This is a genomic window from Fluviicola taffensis DSM 16823 (genome assembly GCF_000194605.1).
Classification (GTDB): domain Bacteria; phylum Bacteroidota; class Bacteroidia; order Flavobacteriales_D; family Crocinitomicaceae; genus Fluviicola; species Fluviicola taffensis.
In genome coordinates, this window is sequence record NC_015321.1 from 2,026,656 (window position 1) to 2,045,551 (window position 18,896).

Annotated in this window: 16 protein-coding genes; 14 read left to right on the forward strand and 2 right to left on the reverse strand. The window is 37.1% G+C overall.

Going from position 1 to position 18,896, the window contains the following annotated elements:
- Positions 1 to 12: 12 nt before the first annotated feature.
- Both FLUTA_RS08840 and FLUTA_RS20725 read right to left on the reverse strand, forming a co-directional pair.
- Positions 13 to 1,272, reverse strand: coding sequence for a TolC family protein (locus tag FLUTA_RS08840; RefSeq protein ID WP_013686525.1), 1,260 nt, complete (start codon positions 1,270 to 1,272; stop codon positions 13 to 15).
- 11 nt (positions 1,273 to 1,283) lie between these two features.
- Entirely contained in the window at positions 1,284 to 1,889 is a 606-nt protein-coding gene (locus FLUTA_RS20725; RefSeq protein WP_013686526.1) for a TetR/AcrR family transcriptional regulator, read from the reverse strand.
- Between the two features lie 209 nt (positions 1,890 to 2,098).
- Here FLUTA_RS20725 and FLUTA_RS08855 point away from each other — a divergent pair, with 209 nt between their 5' ends.
- From FLUTA_RS08855 to FLUTA_RS08920, 14 genes are all read left to right on the forward strand, one after another.
- Entirely contained in the window at positions 2,099 to 3,268 is a 1,170-nt protein-coding gene (locus FLUTA_RS08855) for an iron-containing alcohol dehydrogenase (RefSeq protein WP_013686527.1), read from the forward strand.
- Positions 3,268 to 4,302 carry a hypothetical protein gene (locus FLUTA_RS08860; protein ID WP_013686528.1) on the forward strand — a complete coding sequence of 345 codons (1,035 nt, stop codon included), beginning with the start codon at positions 3,268 to 3,270 and terminating at the stop codon, positions 4,300 to 4,302. The genes FLUTA_RS08855 and FLUTA_RS08860 overlap by 1 nt, the downstream gene beginning before the upstream one ends.
- Before the next feature lie 111 nt (positions 4,303 to 4,413).
- The gene (dxs, locus tag FLUTA_RS08865) at positions 4,414 to 6,366 is read left to right on the forward strand and encodes a 1-deoxy-D-xylulose-5-phosphate synthase (protein WP_013686529.1); all 1,953 of its coding nucleotides are present in this window, start codon (positions 4,414 to 4,416) and stop codon (positions 6,364 to 6,366) included.
- An 85-nt stretch (positions 6,367 to 6,451) separates the two neighbouring features.
- Positions 6,452 to 7,159, forward strand: a complete 708-nt coding sequence (locus FLUTA_RS08870; protein WP_013686530.1) for a hypothetical protein — start codon at positions 6,452 to 6,454, stop codon at positions 7,157 to 7,159.
- Positions 7,144 to 7,677: a hypothetical protein gene (locus FLUTA_RS08875; RefSeq protein ID WP_013686531.1), complete on the forward strand. Its 534-nt coding sequence runs from the start codon at positions 7,144 to 7,146 to the stop codon at positions 7,675 to 7,677. Before FLUTA_RS08870 ends, FLUTA_RS08875 begins: the two co-directional genes overlap by 16 nt.
- Positions 7,674 to 8,663 carry a ComEC/Rec2 family competence protein gene (locus tag FLUTA_RS08880; RefSeq protein WP_013686532.1) on the forward strand — a complete coding sequence of 330 codons (990 nt, stop codon included), beginning with the start codon at positions 7,674 to 7,676 and terminating at the stop codon, positions 8,661 to 8,663. The genes FLUTA_RS08875 and FLUTA_RS08880 overlap by 4 nt, the downstream gene beginning before the upstream one ends.
- Positions 8,664 to 8,707: 44 nt before the next feature.
- Positions 8,708 to 9,613, forward strand: a complete 906-nt coding sequence (locus FLUTA_RS08885; protein WP_013686533.1) for an AEC family transporter — start codon at positions 8,708 to 8,710, stop codon at positions 9,611 to 9,613.
- Between the two features lie 147 nt (positions 9,614 to 9,760).
- Entirely contained in the window at positions 9,761 to 11,212 is a 1,452-nt protein-coding gene (gene asnS, locus FLUTA_RS08890; RefSeq protein ID WP_013686534.1) for an asparagine--tRNA ligase, read from the forward strand.
- 242 nt (positions 11,213 to 11,454) lie between these two features.
- Positions 11,455 to 11,697 carry a four helix bundle protein gene (locus tag FLUTA_RS21720; protein ID WP_218916786.1) on the forward strand — a complete coding sequence of 81 codons (243 nt, stop codon included), beginning with the start codon at positions 11,455 to 11,457 and terminating at the stop codon, positions 11,695 to 11,697.
- Between the two features lie 86 nt (positions 11,698 to 11,783).
- On the forward strand, positions 11,784 to 13,238 hold the full coding sequence (gene rpoN, locus FLUTA_RS08900; protein WP_013686535.1) for an RNA polymerase factor sigma-54: 1,455 nt from the start codon (positions 11,784 to 11,786) through the stop codon (positions 13,236 to 13,238).
- The gene (locus FLUTA_RS08905; RefSeq protein WP_013686536.1) at positions 13,238 to 13,903 is read left to right on the forward strand and encodes a phosphatase PAP2 family protein; all 666 of its coding nucleotides are present in this window, start codon (positions 13,238 to 13,240) and stop codon (positions 13,901 to 13,903) included. The genes rpoN and FLUTA_RS08905 overlap by 1 nt, the downstream gene beginning before the upstream one ends.
- Positions 13,904 to 14,034: 131 nt before the next feature.
- Complete coding sequence (locus tag FLUTA_RS08910; protein WP_013686537.1) at positions 14,035 to 14,448, forward strand: hypothetical protein; 414 nt, start codon at positions 14,035 to 14,037, stop codon at positions 14,446 to 14,448.
- 11 nt (positions 14,449 to 14,459) lie between these two features.
- Positions 14,460 to 18,125 carry a PKD domain-containing protein gene (locus FLUTA_RS08915; RefSeq protein WP_083800543.1) on the forward strand — a complete coding sequence of 1,222 codons (3,666 nt, stop codon included), beginning with the start codon at positions 14,460 to 14,462 and terminating at the stop codon, positions 18,123 to 18,125.
- Positions 18,126 to 18,127: 2 nt separating this feature from the next.
- Entirely contained in the window at positions 18,128 to 18,769 is a 642-nt protein-coding gene (locus FLUTA_RS08920; protein WP_013686539.1) for an MBL fold metallo-hydrolase, read from the forward strand.
- The last annotated feature ends 127 nt before the right edge of the window (positions 18,770 to 18,896 follow it).

Genomic DNA, 18,896 nt, shown 5'->3' on the forward strand with positions numbered 1-18,896 from the left:
TGTGTCTTTTAATTAAAATTTGATTGAACCTGATGTTGCGTTGATTGTTGAAATGGCATTCATTTGTTTGATTTCATGAACTTTCTTGTTGAGTTTTGCTTGAAGTTCAGCGTTTAATTGTGACAAATAATTGACAACGGTAATCTTGCCATTTTCCATTTGTGCGGTTGCGGTAGTTGTAACATTGTGTCTTTTTTCGATAATCACATCGTCTTTTTCGATCATTTGAGAAAGAGCTGTCAATTGAGCAGTTTGCGTATTTAATGAAGATTCGATGTTGAACAAGAACGCTTCTTTCTGAATATCTATTAATGTTTTGTTCAATTCAACCTTTGTTTTCTCTCTTTTCAAACCGTATAGTGAACTGATGTTCCAACGAATTGTCAAGTTAGCACTACCGAAAAAGCGCAATTCTTGGTTGATGAAGTTTGGACCAGGACGACCGTAGTTTCCAGCTGCACCAACAGTTACTTTTGGAATTGCATTCACGTTTATTTGTTTGAAGCGCGCATCTAATAACTTGGATTGAAGGTCGAATATTTTTAGTTCCGGACGTTGAATTTCAATGCGAGCAGCTGTTCCACCAATTGGTGTTTCAGTAAGAGTTGTGCTTTTGTCAACTGGTTTGCCAATGTAAAGTGTCATTGTCTTGTAAAGTGCTTCCAATTGGTAGGTTGATTCAATGATGTTTTGATCTGTTTTTAAGATTTCAGCTTCCAATTCATCCAATGAACTAGACAAAACCAATCCGTTGTCTACACCAGCTTTCATATTCTTAGCTCTGTTGCCTAAATCTTCTTTGTACAATTCTAGAATGTGTAAATTCTCGCGCCCTAAAAGCACATTGACATACAATTGATTTACTCGTTCCACCAATTTGTATAATTCCACTTCGTTTTGCTGAATCGTTAATTCAGAACTTAATTTTTCAACGCTGTGTTGCGATTTAGTTTGTCCACCATCAATAATTGTTTGCTCCAAACTCAACGAAGTCATGTATGCATCGTGTGGAAATTTCAAATCCATTCCAGGGAAATTGAATTGAACAACTTCCGTATTGTAAGTTGCTTGTGCCATGAATGAAAGTTTGGGCAGCCAATTTTCGCGGATTGCTTTTTCGTTTTGTTCCGTTTGTTGTAGGGTGATTTCGTTCTGTTTGATCAATGGATAATTTTTCTTGGACCAAGAAATGCAAGAATCTAGCGAAATGGAGTTTTGTGAAAACCCAATTCCTGCTGTTGCAATGCTTAGTACTGTAAGTAATTTGCGCATAATTGTTTGTGTTATTGAAATTTGAAGGAAATGAAATCTTTGACGGATTGTTTGACTTTTTCTTTGGCCTCAACTTCCCAGTTGTATCCATGTTTTTTCAGGATCACCTTGTAAAGCGGCAATGCTAAAAACGGATAAGCGCAAAGTGAATGTAGATTGACCATGAATATCATAGGATCAAAAGGTTCTATTTCCTTGTTGGCAAAAGCTTCCTCTAACGTTGGAATCAGTAAAGATCGTTGATGCTTTAAGTGTTTCACCTTTTCATGAAACATTTCCGGATTGATGGAAATTTCTTTGACGATGAACATCGACATTTGAGGATATTCGGTAAAAAAGTCAAACATGTTGTCTACATATTGCATCAAACGCTCTTTGATAGGCATCGATTTATCTCCGATCACTGTCATTTGAGCGAAATATTTTTCCAATGCTCCGTCAAAAACTGCATCGAATAATTTCTCTTTACTTCGGAAATAATAGTGAAGCAATGCCTTGTTAATTTTTGCTGTATCGGCGATGTCCTGCATCCGTGCACCATAAAGACCATACTTCATGAAAACCTCCTTAGCTGCCTCTAAGATTTTTTCTTCCGTTGTTGAATCCTTTAATCCCATAGTTTAATTATTAAGTTTAACCAAATGGTTAAACCATTTTGCAAAAGTAATTTCTTCTTTTCATTTAACAAGTACTTTTGTGAAAAAAAATGGTAAAATTTTAGTCGAGCCAGAATTTTATTGACTTGAAAGGTGGTTTCGTATGAAAAGTTAATCCATTGGGCGAAATGCATCCTCTATTGAATACTGAAATTGCTTAAATTTACCTCATGAATAATTTCGAGATTACAACTCCAACAACGATTGTCTTTGGAAAAGACCAATTGACACGGATTTCCCAACTGTTGAAAACACAAGCAGTTGATGGAAAAGTGATTGTTTTATATGGAGGTGGATCCATTGAAAAATCAGGTTTTCTAGATAAATTGAAAACAGAGTTGGCTGATTTGGACCTGCATTTTTTCAAAGGGATAGAAGCTAATCCGGAATTTACTACTTTGATGAAGGCTGTTGAATATATCCGCGAACATCAAATTGGATATATGTTGGCAGTTGGCGGAGGATCTGTGATTGATGGAGCGAAATTTATTTCAGGAGCCGTGAATTATGGGGGTGATCCTTGGGATGTTTTAACACAAGTTCCAGGAAGCGTTTTCACTTCTGCGGTTCCATTTGGTTGTATTTTAACGATTCCAGCTACAGGTTCTGAATCGAATTCGGGAGCTGTAATCAGTCGGTCTGAATTGAAAGAAAAAAGAACGATGGGTGGACCACTTTTCTTCCCGAAATTTGCATTATTGGACCCAACTTTTGTTGCAACATTGCCCAAACGCCAAATTGCGAATGGAGTAATTGACGCATATACACATACGATGGAGCAATATTTGACTTTCACAGGAGAGAATTTATTGCAGGAACGTTATGCGGAAGGAATCTTATCAACTTTGATTGAAATTGGCGAAAAAGTATTGGAAAATCCTGCTGATTATGAATTGGCTGCAAATCTCATGTGGTGTGCAAATCAAGCATTAAATGGCGTATTGCGTTGTGGGGTAACTACCGATTGGGCAACTCACATGATTGGTCATGAATTGACAGCTTTACACGGAATTGACCACGCACAATCTTTAGCAATCATCGCTCCGAGATTATACGAAGTGAAATTTGAAAGCAAGAAAGCAAAATTGACACAATACGGACAACGTGTTTGGAACCTCGAAGGTTCAGATGATCAGGTTGCGCGAAAAGCGATTGCAAAAACAGAAGAATTTTTCCATAAATTGAGTGTGAAAACACGTATTTCAGAATATACATCTGATTATCAGGATACAGCCAGAATCATTCACGATCGCTTTGTTCAACGTGGCTGGTTGGGATTAGGAGAGAAGAAAGATTTAACCCCGAAAGAGGCAGAATACATTGTTAATCAAGCCATTTAATGGGACTTTCAAGTAGATATACCATTCGTAAAGAAGCAACTCCTGCTTTGTTAGAATTGTTGACCCAAACTACTTTGGGAACAAATGGTGCACGTTACAAACATTTAGATACGCCGACTCGTATTCACGATGCGGATAATGCTTTATTTATTTCATTGGAAAGAGATGGAAAGGTGCAAGGAAATTTGACTCTTTGTAACCGCGGTAAACAATGGTATGTGCGTTATTTTGCATTTGCCAATCAAAAACAAGCCTCCAAGAATGTGAATCGTGTTCCAAAAAGCAATTCACGCTTGAAAATGGAAATGGCTAGCTTCTTCGACGAAACATTTGATGGAAAATTAGGTGAGGCACCAGATGCATTTTATGCTTTTATTGATCCTGCAAATGACCGCAGTAAATGGATGTCTGAGCAATTCGGATTCCGAACAGAAGCACAATTAATTTCACAGTCTTTTAGTAGAACAAAACCGCGCGCTGTTGCTCATGTTCGACAAATTGAATCGGAAGAACTCATAGACGAATGTTTGAGGAAAGTCTCTAATTCGCATGCCTATTTTGTCAAGCATCATGCTAAAAAAGGCCCCTTTTATGGGTATTTCAATCAAGCTGGAGAAATTACAGGATTTGTGAAAGTAACCAAAGCCAATTGGGTAATTGAGCGCTTGCCCGGAATGTTGGGTGGAATTTTCACGAAATTAATCACCATTACACCAGGAATTCGCCGGATTGTAAAACCTACAAATCACAGTTTCCTCGTTCCAGAATCCCTTTGGGTTAAAGACAATAATCCAGGAGTTTTATCTGCATTGTTGGAAGGAATTTTAGCTGCCGAAAAAGTCAACATGATGCTTTGGTTTGTAGACAGAAGAGAATCCCTTTGGAGAGAAACACGTCCTTACGTTGATTGGGGATTGTTCCACAAGATGACACCACAAACAATCGTAGACGTTGTGGTTTTACGCAAAAACCCACTGAAAATGGATGAATTGAGATCTAAACCGATTTTTGTTGCGGGTTGGGATATGGTGTAAGCTTAAACAGCTGAATTCGTTAAAAAAACTATATTCTAAAATAAACTATTGGTTCGTTTGTTTGTTATCCATATATCGAAGACGTAACTTTGTATATTGAACACTGATTTTATGCATCCATATCAAGCAGGACCTTTATTGGAACAAATCACAATCCCTCAAGATTTAAGGGATAAAATGACTGTGGAACAATTGCCACAAGTCGCTGATGAATTGCGCCAATACATCGTGGATGTGATTTCTGAAATTGGAAATTCTCACTTTGGAGCGAGCTTAGGAGTTGTTGAATTAACGGTTGCACTGCATTATGTGTTCAATACACCAGATGATCAGTTGGTTTGGGATGTTGGTCATCAAGCTTACGGACATAAAATATTAACTGGTCGTAGAAGCGTTTTTCATACAAACAGAACGAAAGGAGGAATCTCTGGATTCCCGAAACGATCTGAAAGTGAATACGATACTTTTGGAGTTGGCCACTCTTCTACTTCTATTTCTGCTGCCTTGGGAATGGCTGTTGCTAGTCGTTACAAAGGAGAAAAAAATCGTCAACACATTGCCGTAATTGGTGATGGAGCGATGACTGCAGGGATGGCTTTCGAAGGAATGAACCATGCAGGTTTCGAGAAAGATGCTAATTTATTGGTGATTTTGAATGACAATTGTATGTCTATCGACCCGAATGTAGGTGCTCTCAAAGAATATTTGACAGATATTACGACTTCTCATACGTACAACAAAGTGAAAGATGAGGTGTGGAAATTGCTCGGGAAGGTCAGTAAATTTGGCCCTGATGCGCAATCTGTCGTTTCGAAAATATCTAGCGCTTTGAAAGGTTCTATCTTAAAGCAAAGCAATTTATTTGAATCATTAAACTTCCGTTATTTTGGTCCAGTAGACGGACACGATGCTATTGGCTTGGCAAAAGTATTGGAAGATTTAAAAGATATTCCTGGCCCGAAAATCCTGCATTGTATCACACGAAAAGGTGCTGGATATAAATTCTCGGAAGAAGGAAATCCCACAAAATGGCATGCCCCAGGAGTTTTCAATAAAGAAACGGGTGAAATCGTTAAGATTGTTCCCAAATCTCCACAACCTCCGAAATATCAAGATGTATTTGGTCACACTATTGTGGAATTGGCAGAGCAAAATGATAAAATCATGGGAGTTACTCCTGCAATGCCAAGCGGTTGTTCACTGACTTTTATGATGGAAGCCATGCCGAATCGCGCATTTGATGTAGGCATTGCGGAACAACATGCTGTGACTTTCTCAGCTGGACTGGCGACACAAGGATTGGTGCCATTTTGCAATATTTACTCGTCATTCATGCAACGCGCTTATGATCAAGTGCTACATGACGTAGCTTTACAAAACCTTCACGTAGTTTTTTGTTTAGATCGTGGTGGACTAGTTGGAGCTGACGGTGCAACACATCATGGTGCTTACGATATTGCATACATGCGAAGCATTCCAAATATGATTGTTTCTGCACCAATGAATGAAGCTGAGTTGCGAAATTTAATGTTTACTGCTCAAGCTGAAAATCATGGACCATTTTCTATTCGTTATCCACGTGGAAACGGGGTTATGACGGAATGGAAAACATCCATGAAAGCAGTTCAAATCGGTCAAGGTCGAAAAGTAACGAGTGGAGAAGATATCGCATTGGTTACAATTGGGCATGTGGGAAATTTTGCGCAGGAAGCTATTCAATCTTTGAAAGAAAGTGGAGCTTCAGTGGCTCATTACGATATGCGTTTTGTTAAACCCCTGGATGAAACCTTGTTACACGAAATCTTTACCAAATTCGACAAAGTAATAACGATTGAAGATGGTTGTATCATGGGTGGATTTGGTTCTGCGATTATCGAATTCATGGTAGATCATAACTATCATTCAAAAGTGATTCGATTGGGAATTCCAGATAAATATGTTCATCACGGAACCTCAGAAGAACTGCATGCTGATTGTGGGTTTGACTCCCGATCAATCGCTGCGAAAGTGAAGGAATTATTGAACATGTCTGAAAGAATTGATACGAAACAAAATCAAGCCTAGAAACTATTTAGTTTAACAAAACTAAGTGGTCTGATAAATAAGGATTTAAAAAAAACATTTATATTAGATAACTTTTTTGAATAAGATGGAAACAGTATCCCCGGGATTTCAATTTGAAATAAGATATAGTCCGATTTTAAATTTTAAAGATGTAGCACATACGATTATATCTCCTTTCGTACCATTAGCCACTAATTTGGGACTTGGGAATGAAGGGACAAAGGAGGAGAGATATCTATTAGAATTTAATAAAGAAAATTATAAGTTAACGGTTGCATGGGATAGAATTGTATTGAGATTTGAAGGGGATATAACTACCTTAGGCAACTCTAATTCAGTTATTGAAGAACCATTTCTTCATTTGTTTAGTAAAATAAAGGAGATGGAAGAATTTGGCAAAGTTAATGATGTATTACTTTATTGTATTTTAGTGAAAGAGATTGATAAAACTCCCTCAGAGATTTATTCAAATTTCGTGGATAAATACTTTACAAGTAGCGCTAAGAACATTTTGGGTAATGCAAATGATTCCGCTATCGTTTTTGAAAGAGAGAATGGTAATGATACTGTTAATGATGATGTCCGTATTACGACCGGACCATACAATGGACTTGAAGATTTAGAGACAAGAAAATTTATTCCCAATTTCTTGAGTACAGATTTGTTTAAGAACCCAGGGGAAATGATCGAAATAAAAATATTGAGATCAGTAAGTAAAGTTAATTTTACCCTTTTTAAGGAATTACTGTCAGAAACTTTATCATATAAAAACACATTATGGGGAACTTTATAGATGATATAACAATTATATCTCAACCTGATCGAATGGATTCTAATAGTTCTACAAAGGATACTTCTTTTTCAATTAGAAATAATAAGATAGACCTTTCATCTTTTATTAATGATAAAACTATAAATGATGTAGAAGAAGGCTTCGAAACTCAATATGATCAAATCCTTGAAAGAAACAGACATAAGGGATTCCTATTAAATGAAACTTGGAATAAAATTTTAAATTTTCAAGCACGAGTTATATCGATCAATGAATATCATGTTGTATGCGAGTGCATTATTGACAAAGAGGCTTTTATTTTTGAAAACCGTTCATTTTCAAAGATTTTATTTGATCATTTAGATAACTTGAGCACTGATAGTTTTGTCTTTATAACTTTAAAAGAGAAAAAAGGATCTTCAAGAATTGATGTGTCTGATGGGAATAAATTAGTAGATAAGAATTTATTTGATACAAAGAAACTTTTGGATGAAATGGACGATTTTAATGATCCATTAAATGGACCGATTCTTCTATGATTGAAATTACATTTAAGGATGTTGGTCAAGGCGATTCCATTATTCTGAAATGGATTAAGGATGATGAAGAAAAATTAGGTATAATTGATTGTAAGATCAGTAATAAAGAAAATTCAATACTGAATTATGTAAAAGAGAATAAAATTAAAAGGATAGAGTTTTTAATTCTTTCTCATCCCCATCTGGATCATTTTTCTGGTTTTATTTCGTTACTGGAGTATTGCATTGGAAATAATGTGCAAATAGGATACTTTTTACATACGGCTAATAATATGCCTGTTTTTTGGAAAACAGCTGTTGAAGGTGTTATTGCTACAAGTCAAATAGCTATATTACTTAAGTTAATTAAAACTTCTAAAGACAAGCTTGGAATGAAAAGTCATCCAGTTCAGGGAGAAACTATATATGGAAAATTCGATTTGAACGATGATTTTTGTATAGAATTTTTGAACCCAACATCCGAGGAGTTGGATCTTTATGCTCGAAATCAAATTTCTGAACCAATAGAAGAGGAACAGGGCAATAGACCTTCAGCAAATTGGCTTTCAACAGTTATTAAAATTTATAATAAAAAGTGTGACTGGTATGCGTTATTGACCTCGGATGCGAATAAAGACGTTTTGTTTTATAATGGAGTTGAAAATAGAAAAGAATATAAAGGAGAATTGGTTTTAGCACAATGCCCGCATCATGGTGCAAAAGGGAATTTTAAAAAATCCTTTTGGCAGAAGCTTAATCCCAATAAAAGAGAAATTCCAATAGTTATTTCTGTTGGTAGAAATTCTTATGATCATCCATCTAAAGAAGTAATTTCGACTCTTCAAGGGTTGAAGTATAAAGTTTTTCTTACCAACAACAAAGCAGTTTATTCTAAAGAAATGAAATCACTATCAACAGCATTAGATACTTTTTCCAGTATAGTTGAAGATGAGGTAATTAATGGGGATAAAATATTTAGAATAGATAATCTAGGAAATGTTAGTTAAGAAATCCATGCAATTTTTTAGATAAAATCTTGGTAAGCTTGTAAATGTCCAATTTTATCTTGATAGCAGTTTGTTTCTTGGCGGGGTTTCTCCTTCGAAAATCCGGAGTTCTTGCCAAAGGAAGTCACCATGGAATCAATGTTTGGATTATCTATGTGGCACTTCCGGCTGCAACATTGAAATACCTTCCAAGCGTTGTCTGGTCGAATGATCTTATCATTCCATTAATTACTCCGTTGATTTGCTGGTTGGGTGCCTGGCTGCTTGCCGAACTCGTTTCCAAACCGTTTCATTTCGACCGTAAAACCAAAGCTGCATTTTTGATTGTTACAGGATTGGGAAACACCTCGTTCATTGGTTTTCCGTTAATTTCAGCGTATTATGGCGAAAAATACTTGTCGATTGCAGCTGTAACGGATCAGATGTCGTTTTTCATTTTGGCGGTTTTTGCGTCAGTAGTTGCGATGAAAGCATCTGGTAAAGCGAAGGCAGATTTCAAAACAATTAGCCTCAAATTACTTAAATTCCCACCGTTTTTGGTGATTATCGCAGCGCTGATTTTACCTTATTTCATTTCTTTTGAACCCATTACTCCTTTGGCTACAACATTGGCAGCAACGCTTTCCCCGTTGGCATTATTCTCCGTTGGTTTGCAGTTTGAACTGGGAAAAATGCGTGATGTATTGAAACCGATTTTGGCAGCATCCATTTATAAATTGATTCTTTCTCCGTTGATAATATTCGGATTGGCTTTTGCTTTTCATACAGGTCAAATGGAGACTAAAATATCGGTTTTTGAGGCTTCGATGGGAACGATGATTAGCGCGGGTATTTTGAATGATCAGTTTGGGTTGAATCCAAGATTGAGTAACCTGATTGTTTTTATGACGATTTTGTTATCGTTTGTTACGAGTGGAATTTGGTATTTAGTGCTTGAAAATTTGCTTTGAAACTAAGCGGAAAACCAGTAACTGTAAGGGCTGTTCGCAATATCGCGAATTCAGAACTTTGAAGCTGAAAATTCCTTGAATTCTTCACACAATCAATCCCTTCCCCTTTCAAATTTCTTTCCTATTTTTGCACCATAGAAAAATACAATGAAACGAACAAAAATTGCTGATTTATTAAGTCAACCCAAAGTTGGGGAAAGGTATCTTGTGAAAGGTTGGGTGCGTGCATTTCGCAGCAACCGTTTTATTCAACTGAATGACGGTTCCACAATCAATAATTTACAAGCTGTAGTTGACTTTGAGAATTTTGACGAGGCAATTTTGAAGAAGATCACAACGGCTGCGTCTGTTGGATTAACGGGTGTCGTAATTGAATCACAAGGAAGCGGACAAGCAATCGAATTGCAGGTTAAGGAGATTGAAATCATCGGTGAAGCAAATCCAGATGAGGTGCAGCGTACAGTGATGCAACCAAAGAAACATAGTTTGGAATATTTGCGTGAGCAAGCACATTTGCGTTTCAGAACAAACTTGTTCGGAGCCGTTTTCAGAGTGCGTCACGCGGTGAGTTATGCAATCCACCAATTTTTTAACGATCAAGGATTTTACTACATCCACACGCCAATCATTACTGGTTCGGATGCGGAGGGAGCAGGAGAGATGTTTCGTGTGACAAATCTAGATGCGAAAAATCCCCCATTGAATGAAGATGGTTCGGTAAATTATACAGAAGACTTTTTCGGAAAGGCGGTGAACTTAACGGTTTCTGGTCAACTAGAAGGAGAATTGGCAGCTTTGGCTTTGGGTCAGATTTATACTTTCGGACCAACCTTCCGTGCAGAGAATTCAAATACTTCTCGTCACTTAGCTGAATTTTGGATGATTGAGCCAGAAGTGGCTTTCAACGATATTCACGATAATATGGATTTGGCGGAGAACATGCTGAAATATATTTGTGACTACGTGATGAAGAATTGTGCAGATGATTTGAAATTCTTGAATGAACGTGAAGTGCAAGAGCAACAATCGAAACCGCAAAACGAACGCAATGAGTTGGGCTTGATCGAACGTTTACAATTCGTAACGACTAATGATTTCAAACGAATCACTTATACAGAAGCGATCGAAGTTTTGATGAACTCCAATCATTACAAAAAGAAAAAATTCAAATACGATGTGAATTGGGGAACTGATTTACAATCGGAACATGAGCGTTATTTGGTAGAAAAAGAATTCAAGCGTCCAGTAATAATAACTGATTATCCAGCATCATTCAAGGCATTCTACATGCGTGCAAATGACGGGTGTGAACCTGGAAAAGAAACCGTTGCTGCAATGGATATTTTATTCCCAGGAATTGGTGAAATGGTTGGTGGATCTCAACGTGAAGAACGCTTAGAAGTATTACAGAAAAAATGCGCTGACTTTGGAATTCACGAAGAAGATTTGTGGTGGTATTTGGATACACGTCGATTTGGCTCTGTTCCACACGCAGGTTTCGGATTAGGGTTTGAGCGAATGGTGATGTTTGTAACGGGTATGACCAATATCCGTGATGTAATTCCATTCCCGAGAACGCCTCAAAACGCGGAATTCTAGGAAAGTTCAAACGTTCAAAGTGTTGAAATAGTTCAAACTAAACTGTTGATTCAATTCATATTTTTTCTTAGCTTATATAGAAAAGATAAAAAATTATGGATGGAGTGAAACGTTTTGAAGACCTATTAATTTGGCAGAAAGCCCGTGAATTTTCTAAAGAAATACATTTAGTTTTCAGGTATAAAAACAAGCTTGATGAAAGAGCTTTAACTGACTAAATCATAAGGTCAAGTAGTAGTGTTATGGATAACATTGCTGAAGGATTTGAACGGGGAGGGAATAAAGAATTTTTGCAGTATCTTTGGATTTCAAAAGCAAGTGCGGGAGAGAGTAGATCTCAATTATACCGGGCGTTGGATTTTGGAATGATTGAAGAAACTGAATTTTTAAAACTAAGAACTGAAGCGGAATTTTTATCCATTGGAATCTACAAGCTAATTGTGCGAATCAAGGACTCAGAGTTCAAAGGGCAAAAATTCAGTTAGAAAACATTATTTTGAACATTTGAACATTTGAACATTTGAACATTTGAACATTTGAACTGATTTTTATATTACTGAATAAACCATAGATGGCATTACGGCAACAGCTCACCCAGAAACTGGAACAAAGACTTTCCCCACAGCAAATTCAATTGATGAAGTTGTTGCAAGTTCCTACTATGGAATTGGATCAACGTATCAAACAAGAACTGGAGGAGAATCCTGCCTTGGATGAAGGTGTTGAGGAAGTTGAAGATGAATACGATAACGATCAAGAAGAGGATTACAAAGATGATGAGAACGAATTCGATACTGATTTCGACATCAGTGATTACTTCGATGACGATACTCCCGATTACAAAACGCAGGTAAATAATAAGAGTAAAGACGATGAGGAAAGAGGAGTTCCACTTTCTGTCGATTCATCTTTTCAGGATAAATTAGCCGAACAATTGCACTTGTTGGATTTGGATGATACGCAATTTCAAATAGCAGATACCATTATCGGAAATTTGGATGAATCGGGTTATTTGAACCGAGAATTGGATGCAATTGTAGACGATTTGGCATTTTCTTCCAATATTATGGTGACGGAAGCGGATGTAGAATATGTACTCAAAGTTGTTCAAGAATTAGATCCAGCTGGAATTGGTGCCCGCGATTTGAGAGAATGCTTGTTGTTGCAAATTGAGCGTATTCAAGAAGGAAATATTACCTTGTTTACTGCGCGAAAAATTTTGGAAGATCATTTCGAAGAGTTTACCAAAAAACATTACGATAAAATTCAGAAGAAACTCGAAATTGAGGACGAAGATTTGAAAGAAGCGATTGATGCGATTATTCGATTGAATCCAAAACCAGGAGGCTCTTTGAAAGATAATTCAAAAAGTATCCAACAAGTGATTCCCGATTTTATGATTGCGGAATTTGATGGAAAACTCGAGTTGTCAATCAATGGCAGAAATACTCCTGATTTAAAAGTATCTAAGGAATACGAGCAATTGATGAGAAGTTATGCGGAAGGCGCAAAAACATCCAAATCAGATAAAGATGCACTCTTGTTTGTGAAAACAAAATTGGAAGGTGCTAAATGGTTTATTGATGCGATTCGTCAACGTCAACAAACATTGTATACTACGATGCATGCAATTATGATGTATCAGTATGAATTCTTCTTAACGGGAGATGAAACGAATATGAAACCAATGATTTTGAAGGATATTGCGGAAATCGTCAATCTAGATATTTCAACTGTTTCACGTGTTGCCAATTCAAAGTATGTGCAAACGGCATTCGGTGTTTATTCGTTGAAGTATTTTTTCTCAGAATCACTGTCTACTGATTCAGGTGAAGAGGTTTCAACAAGAGAGGTGAAGAAAATTTTGACAGATGCTATTGAAGTAGAAAACAAAAAGAAACCTTTGACGGATGAACATTTGGCTAAATTACTGAATGACAAAGGATACAATATTGCAAGAAGAACAATCGCAAAATACAGAGAACAATTAAATGTTCCAGTTGCGCGTTTACGCAAAGAGCTCTAATGAGAATTGTTTCCAAAATTATATCTTGGGTTTTCTTGCCCCTGCTTACTCCAGTGTATGCGCTTGCAATAGCGATGTATTGCTTTAATTTGGAAGAGTATTATTCCTCTTATCAAGAAAATTGTTTGTACTTATTACCAGATGAAGCAAAAGAGGTTCTACTTTATCTATTTGGCGCCTTTTCTTTTTTCGCACCAGCATTAACAGTACTGTTTTTGCAAACAAGAGGTTCTGTTAGTTCGGTAATGATGGAAAAAAGAAGTGAACGCATCGTTCCTTCGGTGATGGTTGTTCTATTCGGAATTTCATTGTTAGCCATTTTGCTTTATAAAGTCCCGCCTGAACTGAGTGGTTCAAAATTTATTTTTGGCTTGGCCTTAGGATCCCTTATCTCTGTTATTTCCTGTACCATTCTCACGTTTCGTTGGAAGGTTTCTCTTCATGCGACAGGAATGGGAATTTTGACAGGTTTTCTGTTCATGTATTACAGTAAAATGCTCCTTTTTCCACTATGGATTTTGGTTCTTGCATTCATTGCTAGTGGAATAGTCATGTCGGCAAGAATGTACTTGAAACTTCACAGTTTATCTCAACTGGTAGTTGGTTTCGCGATAGGTTTCATAGGTCTCGTTTTAGGGATTAAATTCTTCTTTTTTTATTCGTAGGATTTAAAGAATCTCTGTGTTTATTGTTAAATTCGATTACAAAAAATTATCTTTTTTGTTAAATTTGTTTTGCTTGGTGACAACCTTTCCAACATTTAGTTGTTTAGCAAGTACAGAACTAAAAACCCAATGTGTTGAAAAAATTATTTATCCTCACAGGATTCCTTATTTCCACAACTTTCTCTTTCTCCCAAGAGATTGATTCAAGGATCCTCAAGAACAAAGGCAAAGAAGCCGAAAAGATGTATGTTTACAATAAGAATTCATACAATTACTTGCTCTTCGAATTAGATCATTCTTATGAAGTTGTTTCAATAAAATCTCTTTCAAAGGAACAACGTAATTCGATAAAAAAAGACATTTCATTTACGGATTCAGAGAAAGTTATTATTGGCACTTCCAATTTTAATTTTTATGATTTTGGTATTAAGTTATCCAAATCAGAAAGACAATACGTTCAATTAGATAAAGAGCGTGTAATCGTTTTTTATGCTATTCCTGAAGTAACGAAAGCTTTCACTACAAGCCCATCCAATACCAAATAGATCTGAATATTATGAAGAATTTTCTAATCGTGCTGGCAGTATTGCTGGCTAATAATTTATTTTCCCAGATGCCTATTTCGGTTTCGGCGGTAAATAATAACCAAACATTTAATACCTGCAATGGATTTATCATTGATTCAGGTGGGCAAGGTGGACCTGGATATGGAAACAATGAAACAGTTGTTGTAACTATTTGTCCAGATACCCCTGGAGATGTGATTTCGATGGTTTTCAATATTTTTCAATTGAGTACTACGGATGATAATCCAGCTGCAAACATCACGAATGTGGATTACATGGATATTTATGATGGTAATTCAACAGCCGCACCAACATTGGGAACGTATACGGGAAATCAGTTGCAAGGGGTTGTTATTATGTCTACTCCATTAAATACTTCTGGTTGTATTACTATTCGTTTTAGATCTAACACGGTTGGAACAGGAATGTTTACGGCAAGTGCTACTTGTGAAACACCATGTGCTACTCCAACAGCTGGAGGATTTATTGTTGCAGGAGAAACACCAGATAGTACGCGTATTTGTGTTGGAAACGTGGTTGATTTTTCAGGGGTGGGTTCATTTGCTGCTCCAGGATTCACCATTGCGAATTATTCTTGGGATTTTATGGATGGAACAACAGCTACTGGACAAAACACATCGCATCAATTTTCCGCTCCAGGTCAATATCGTGTTCAGTTAATTGTAACAGATAATAATGGTTGTACCAATACCAATTTATTGGATTTACAGGTTTTTGTTGCTACGATTCCAAGTTTTGTTGGTTTTCCAGGGGATACTACCTTATGTCTTGGAGAAAGTGTGGTTTTCACAGCTCAGCCTTCATTTTATCCGGTTACTTGGACTGGGTTTCCAGGCTCAGCAACTATTGATGATGGTTGTTTGACAGATGATCAATTGGGAGTGGCGCAAGAAATTCCGATTACCCAAACTGGGTTTAGTGCAGGTTCTACATTGACTCAAGCAAGTGATGTTCAAAGTTTGTGTTTCGATATGGAACATTCATTCATGGGGGATTTAGTAATTATTGTAGAATGTCCGAACGGTCAAAGTCAAATTTTACACCAACAAGGTGGTGGCGGAACTCAAATTGGAGAACCAAATCCGGCAGATGATGTAGATTGCGATGATCCCGCAACGCAAGGAATTCCATATAACTATTGTTTCACGCCAATGGCAACAGAAACGTGGGTCGAATGGTCGAATAATAATGGTTTTGGAGGAACTGTTCCTGCAGGAGACTATGAACCAGTTCAACCTTTTACGAATCTTGTTGGATGTCCGTTGAATGGTGTTTGGACACTTATTGTAGTTGATAACTGGGCGTCAGATGATGGAACCTTATTTACATTTGAACTTAATTTGGCTCCAAATCTTTATGAGCCGGTAACCACTTTTGAACCTCAAATAGGAGTAGGAAGCGATTCTTCTTATTGGGTAATGCCAGCAACCTTTGCAACAATGTCTACAAATGGAGATGTGCTTACTGTAGTGCCAACTGCTTCTGGAACGTTTAATTATTCCTATGTTGTTTTGGATAATTATGGTTGTCAAAATGATTCTACGGTCACTTTAACGGTAAATGAAAATCCACAGGCAGATGCAGGACTAGATGCTACAATTTGTAATGGATTACCACTTCAGTTAGATGGAAATATCGTTGGAGGAAATAATAGTTGTGATTATACCTTTAATCTCGAGGATACATGGGGTGATGGTTGGAATGGCAACAATTTAATTGTAATTGTCAATGGAGTTACTTCTACATTTACAATTCCTGGAGGATTGACATCTTCATTTACATTGTCAATCCCAAATGGTGCTGCTTTCACCGTTCAATTTGATGGTGCAGGAAACTTTATTGGTGAGTGCTCTTACGAAGTGTTGGATGCTGCGGGCGCAGTTGTTTTATCAGACGGAACAAACGGAAATGCTTCTACAACGACACATAATTTGGTTGGAAATTGCTTAGGAAATTTAACGTATCAATGGACTCCAGCTGGCTCGGTTTCAAATCCAGCTATTTTGGACCCGATTGCTACAGTGAATGGAAACACAACACTAACATTATCTGTTTATCCAACGGGACATCCATTGTGCGTTACAACGGATCAAGTGAACGTGAGTATATCAGCTTCTGCTAATCCAGGAACAAACAATACACTAACAACTTGTGGTCAAGGTGCCCCTACAGATTTATTTCCATTATTAGGACCAGGAGCTTCTCCAAATGGAACGTGGAGAAATCCTGCTGGAGCTGCAGTTGTTATGCCTTATGACCCAATTACAATGAACCCAGGAGCTTATGTTTATACGGTAGATTCAAATGGTTGTATTTCTTCTGCAACAATTACTGTTACTGAAATTAATCCGACGGCTGTTGCTGTTGCTACAGCTTCTAATTGTCATGGATTGCCAAATGGTAGTGCTGCAATTACATCTACAAATGCTTCAGAATATTCATTGAATGGCGGAGCTAATACTCCAATAAATGGCTCACCATTCACAATTAATGGGTTAATGGCTGGATCTTATCAAGTCGTGGTTTACAACGTTGGCGGATGTACCGACACGGTTGATTTCGTAATCACAGAACCTGTAGCTCTATCAATTACATCTATTTCCCCAGATTTGGTTGTTTGCTCTGGAGATATTTCAACGATTAATGTTACTGGATCTGGAGGTTCTTCACCCTATACATTTACTTGGTTTACCAATGCGGGTGTGCAAGGAGTTGGAAATCCAATAGCTGTTACAACAACTTTAACAACTCAATATTGCGTAGTTTTAACAGAAGCATGTGGATCAATGCCAGATAGCTCTTGTATGATTATTACCGTTCCTCAACCGTTGAATTTAGTTCTAACACCAGATGACGCTGACGGTTGTTTTCCACATCATGTTATTTTTTCAAATGTAACTGCAGGACCAGGAATACCTGCAACGAGTACGATTGATTTTGGTGATGGTTCTCCTACAATTACCACAAATGCATTGGATACGTGTTCCCATACGTATGAAAGTCCAGGTGTTTATACTGTAAGTATTACGTCCGTTTCTGATAGTGCTTGTACTTATTCGAATACGTTCCCAGACATGATTACAGTATATGGAAATCCAACAGCAAATTTCAATATTACTCCAAATCCAACGACAATCTTTGAAACTCATATAATGCTTTATAATAGCAGTTCTACAGATGTGGTGGATTACAACTGGTCTATTCAGGGTGGTACACCTAATCAATCAAATTTCGAGGATGTATCTGTTGATTTACCTGAAGGAGTGCCTGGAAATTATAACATTACTTTAATCGTAACTAGCATCAATGGTTGTATTGATTCTATTACTAAAATAGCGCAGGTTCTTAGTGATGTCATTGTTTATGCACCGAATACCTTCACACCGGATGGAGATGAGTTTAATCAGACTTGGTTTTTACATATTGACGGAATAGATATTTTCCAGTTTAATTTGAAGTTATTCAATCGTTGGGGAGAAAACATCTGGGAAAGTCATGATCCAAAGGCTTCTTGGGATGGAACTTATCAAGGTAAAATTGTTCCAGCTGGAGGATATACTTGGATTCTAGAAACAAGAGAACTCGTTAGTGATAAAAAGTATACTTTTACAGGTCACATCAATGTGCTTCGTTAACTATGAAAGTTCAAATTTTTACGGGTAATCCCATTCAACAAAATGGTTCAGTTGTTTATAATGACAAAGGCGATGCGGTTATCGTAGATCCAAGTTGCTATGAACGTTTTGAACAGCAGGAATTGGTTAATTTCATTACCGAAAAGAAGCTGAATGTTCATGCTGTGTTGAATACACATTGCCATATTGACCATATTGTAGGTAATGCCTTTTGTGTGGAGAAATTTCAAGTTCCATTGGTTGCTCATCGAGAAGAGTTATTTACCTTGGGTTTTGCCCAGAAATCTGCCGAAATGTATGGCTTAGTTGGATATGTGCATTCCCCTGAACCTACCGTTTTTGTGGAGGACAATGAGGTGCTTCGTTATGGTGATTTGGAATTTCAAGTAATTTTTGGCCCTGGACATTCCGTTGGTCACGTTGCATTTTATAATGTAGCAGCTGGAATTTTGATTGGTGGAGATATCTTGTTCAAAGGAAGCTTTGGGCGAACAGATTTGCCAGGAGGTTCGATGGATGTCTTGAAGAAAACAATTCATGAACGTATTTTTACATTGCCTGATAATACAATGGTTTATCCAGGACATGGACCTACCACAACGATTGGGGAAGAAAAACGAACAAATTATATTTTGCAGTTTTAGACGAATTTCAAAAACGGATATTTACAAAAAAGTCCTGACTTTTTGATTTCTGGGATAAGTGCAAGCTTATCCACCAGTTACCATGGTAATTTTTCTTATGGAAGTAAATTCGAGGAAGAATTTCGTC

What these genes read in the sequence shown, in the direction of transcription:
- FLUTA_RS08840 (WP_013686525.1), bottom strand. Translation starts at nt 1,272, where the DNA reads ATGCGCAAATTACTTACAGTACTAAGCATTGCAACAGCAGGAATTGGG.
- FLUTA_RS20725 (WP_013686526.1), bottom strand. Translation starts at nt 1,889, where the DNA reads ATGGGATTAAAGGATTCAACAACGGAAGAAAAAATCTTAGAGGCAGCT.
- FLUTA_RS08855 (WP_013686527.1), top strand. Translation starts at nt 2,099, where the DNA reads ATGAATAATTTCGAGATTACAACTCCAACAACGATTGTCTTTGGAAAA.
- FLUTA_RS08860 (WP_013686528.1), top strand. Translation starts at nt 3,268, where the DNA reads ATGGGACTTTCAAGTAGATATACCATTCGTAAAGAAGCAACTCCTGCT.
- dxs (WP_013686529.1), top strand. Translation starts at nt 4,414, where the DNA reads ATGCATCCATATCAAGCAGGACCTTTATTGGAACAAATCACAATCCCT.
- FLUTA_RS08870 (WP_013686530.1), top strand. Translation starts at nt 6,452, where the DNA reads ATGGAAACAGTATCCCCGGGATTTCAATTTGAAATAAGATATAGTCCG.
- FLUTA_RS08875 (WP_013686531.1), top strand. Translation starts at nt 7,144, where the DNA reads ATGGGGAACTTTATAGATGATATAACAATTATATCTCAACCTGATCGA.
- FLUTA_RS08880 (WP_013686532.1), top strand. Translation starts at nt 7,674, where the DNA reads ATGATTGAAATTACATTTAAGGATGTTGGTCAAGGCGATTCCATTATT.
- FLUTA_RS08885 (WP_013686533.1), top strand. Translation starts at nt 8,708, where the DNA reads ATGTCCAATTTTATCTTGATAGCAGTTTGTTTCTTGGCGGGGTTTCTC.
- asnS (WP_013686534.1), top strand. Translation starts at nt 9,761, where the DNA reads ATGAAACGAACAAAAATTGCTGATTTATTAAGTCAACCCAAAGTTGGG.
- FLUTA_RS21720 (WP_218916786.1), top strand. Translation starts at nt 11,455, where the DNA reads ATGGATAACATTGCTGAAGGATTTGAACGGGGAGGGAATAAAGAATTT.
- rpoN (WP_013686535.1), top strand. Translation starts at nt 11,784, where the DNA reads ATGGCATTACGGCAACAGCTCACCCAGAAACTGGAACAAAGACTTTCC.
- FLUTA_RS08905 (WP_013686536.1), top strand. Translation starts at nt 13,238, where the DNA reads ATGAGAATTGTTTCCAAAATTATATCTTGGGTTTTCTTGCCCCTGCTT.
- FLUTA_RS08915 (WP_083800543.1), top strand. Translation starts at nt 14,460, where the DNA reads ATGAAGAATTTTCTAATCGTGCTGGCAGTATTGCTGGCTAATAATTTA.
- FLUTA_RS08920 (WP_013686539.1), top strand. Translation starts at nt 18,128, where the DNA reads ATGAAAGTTCAAATTTTTACGGGTAATCCCATTCAACAAAATGGTTCA.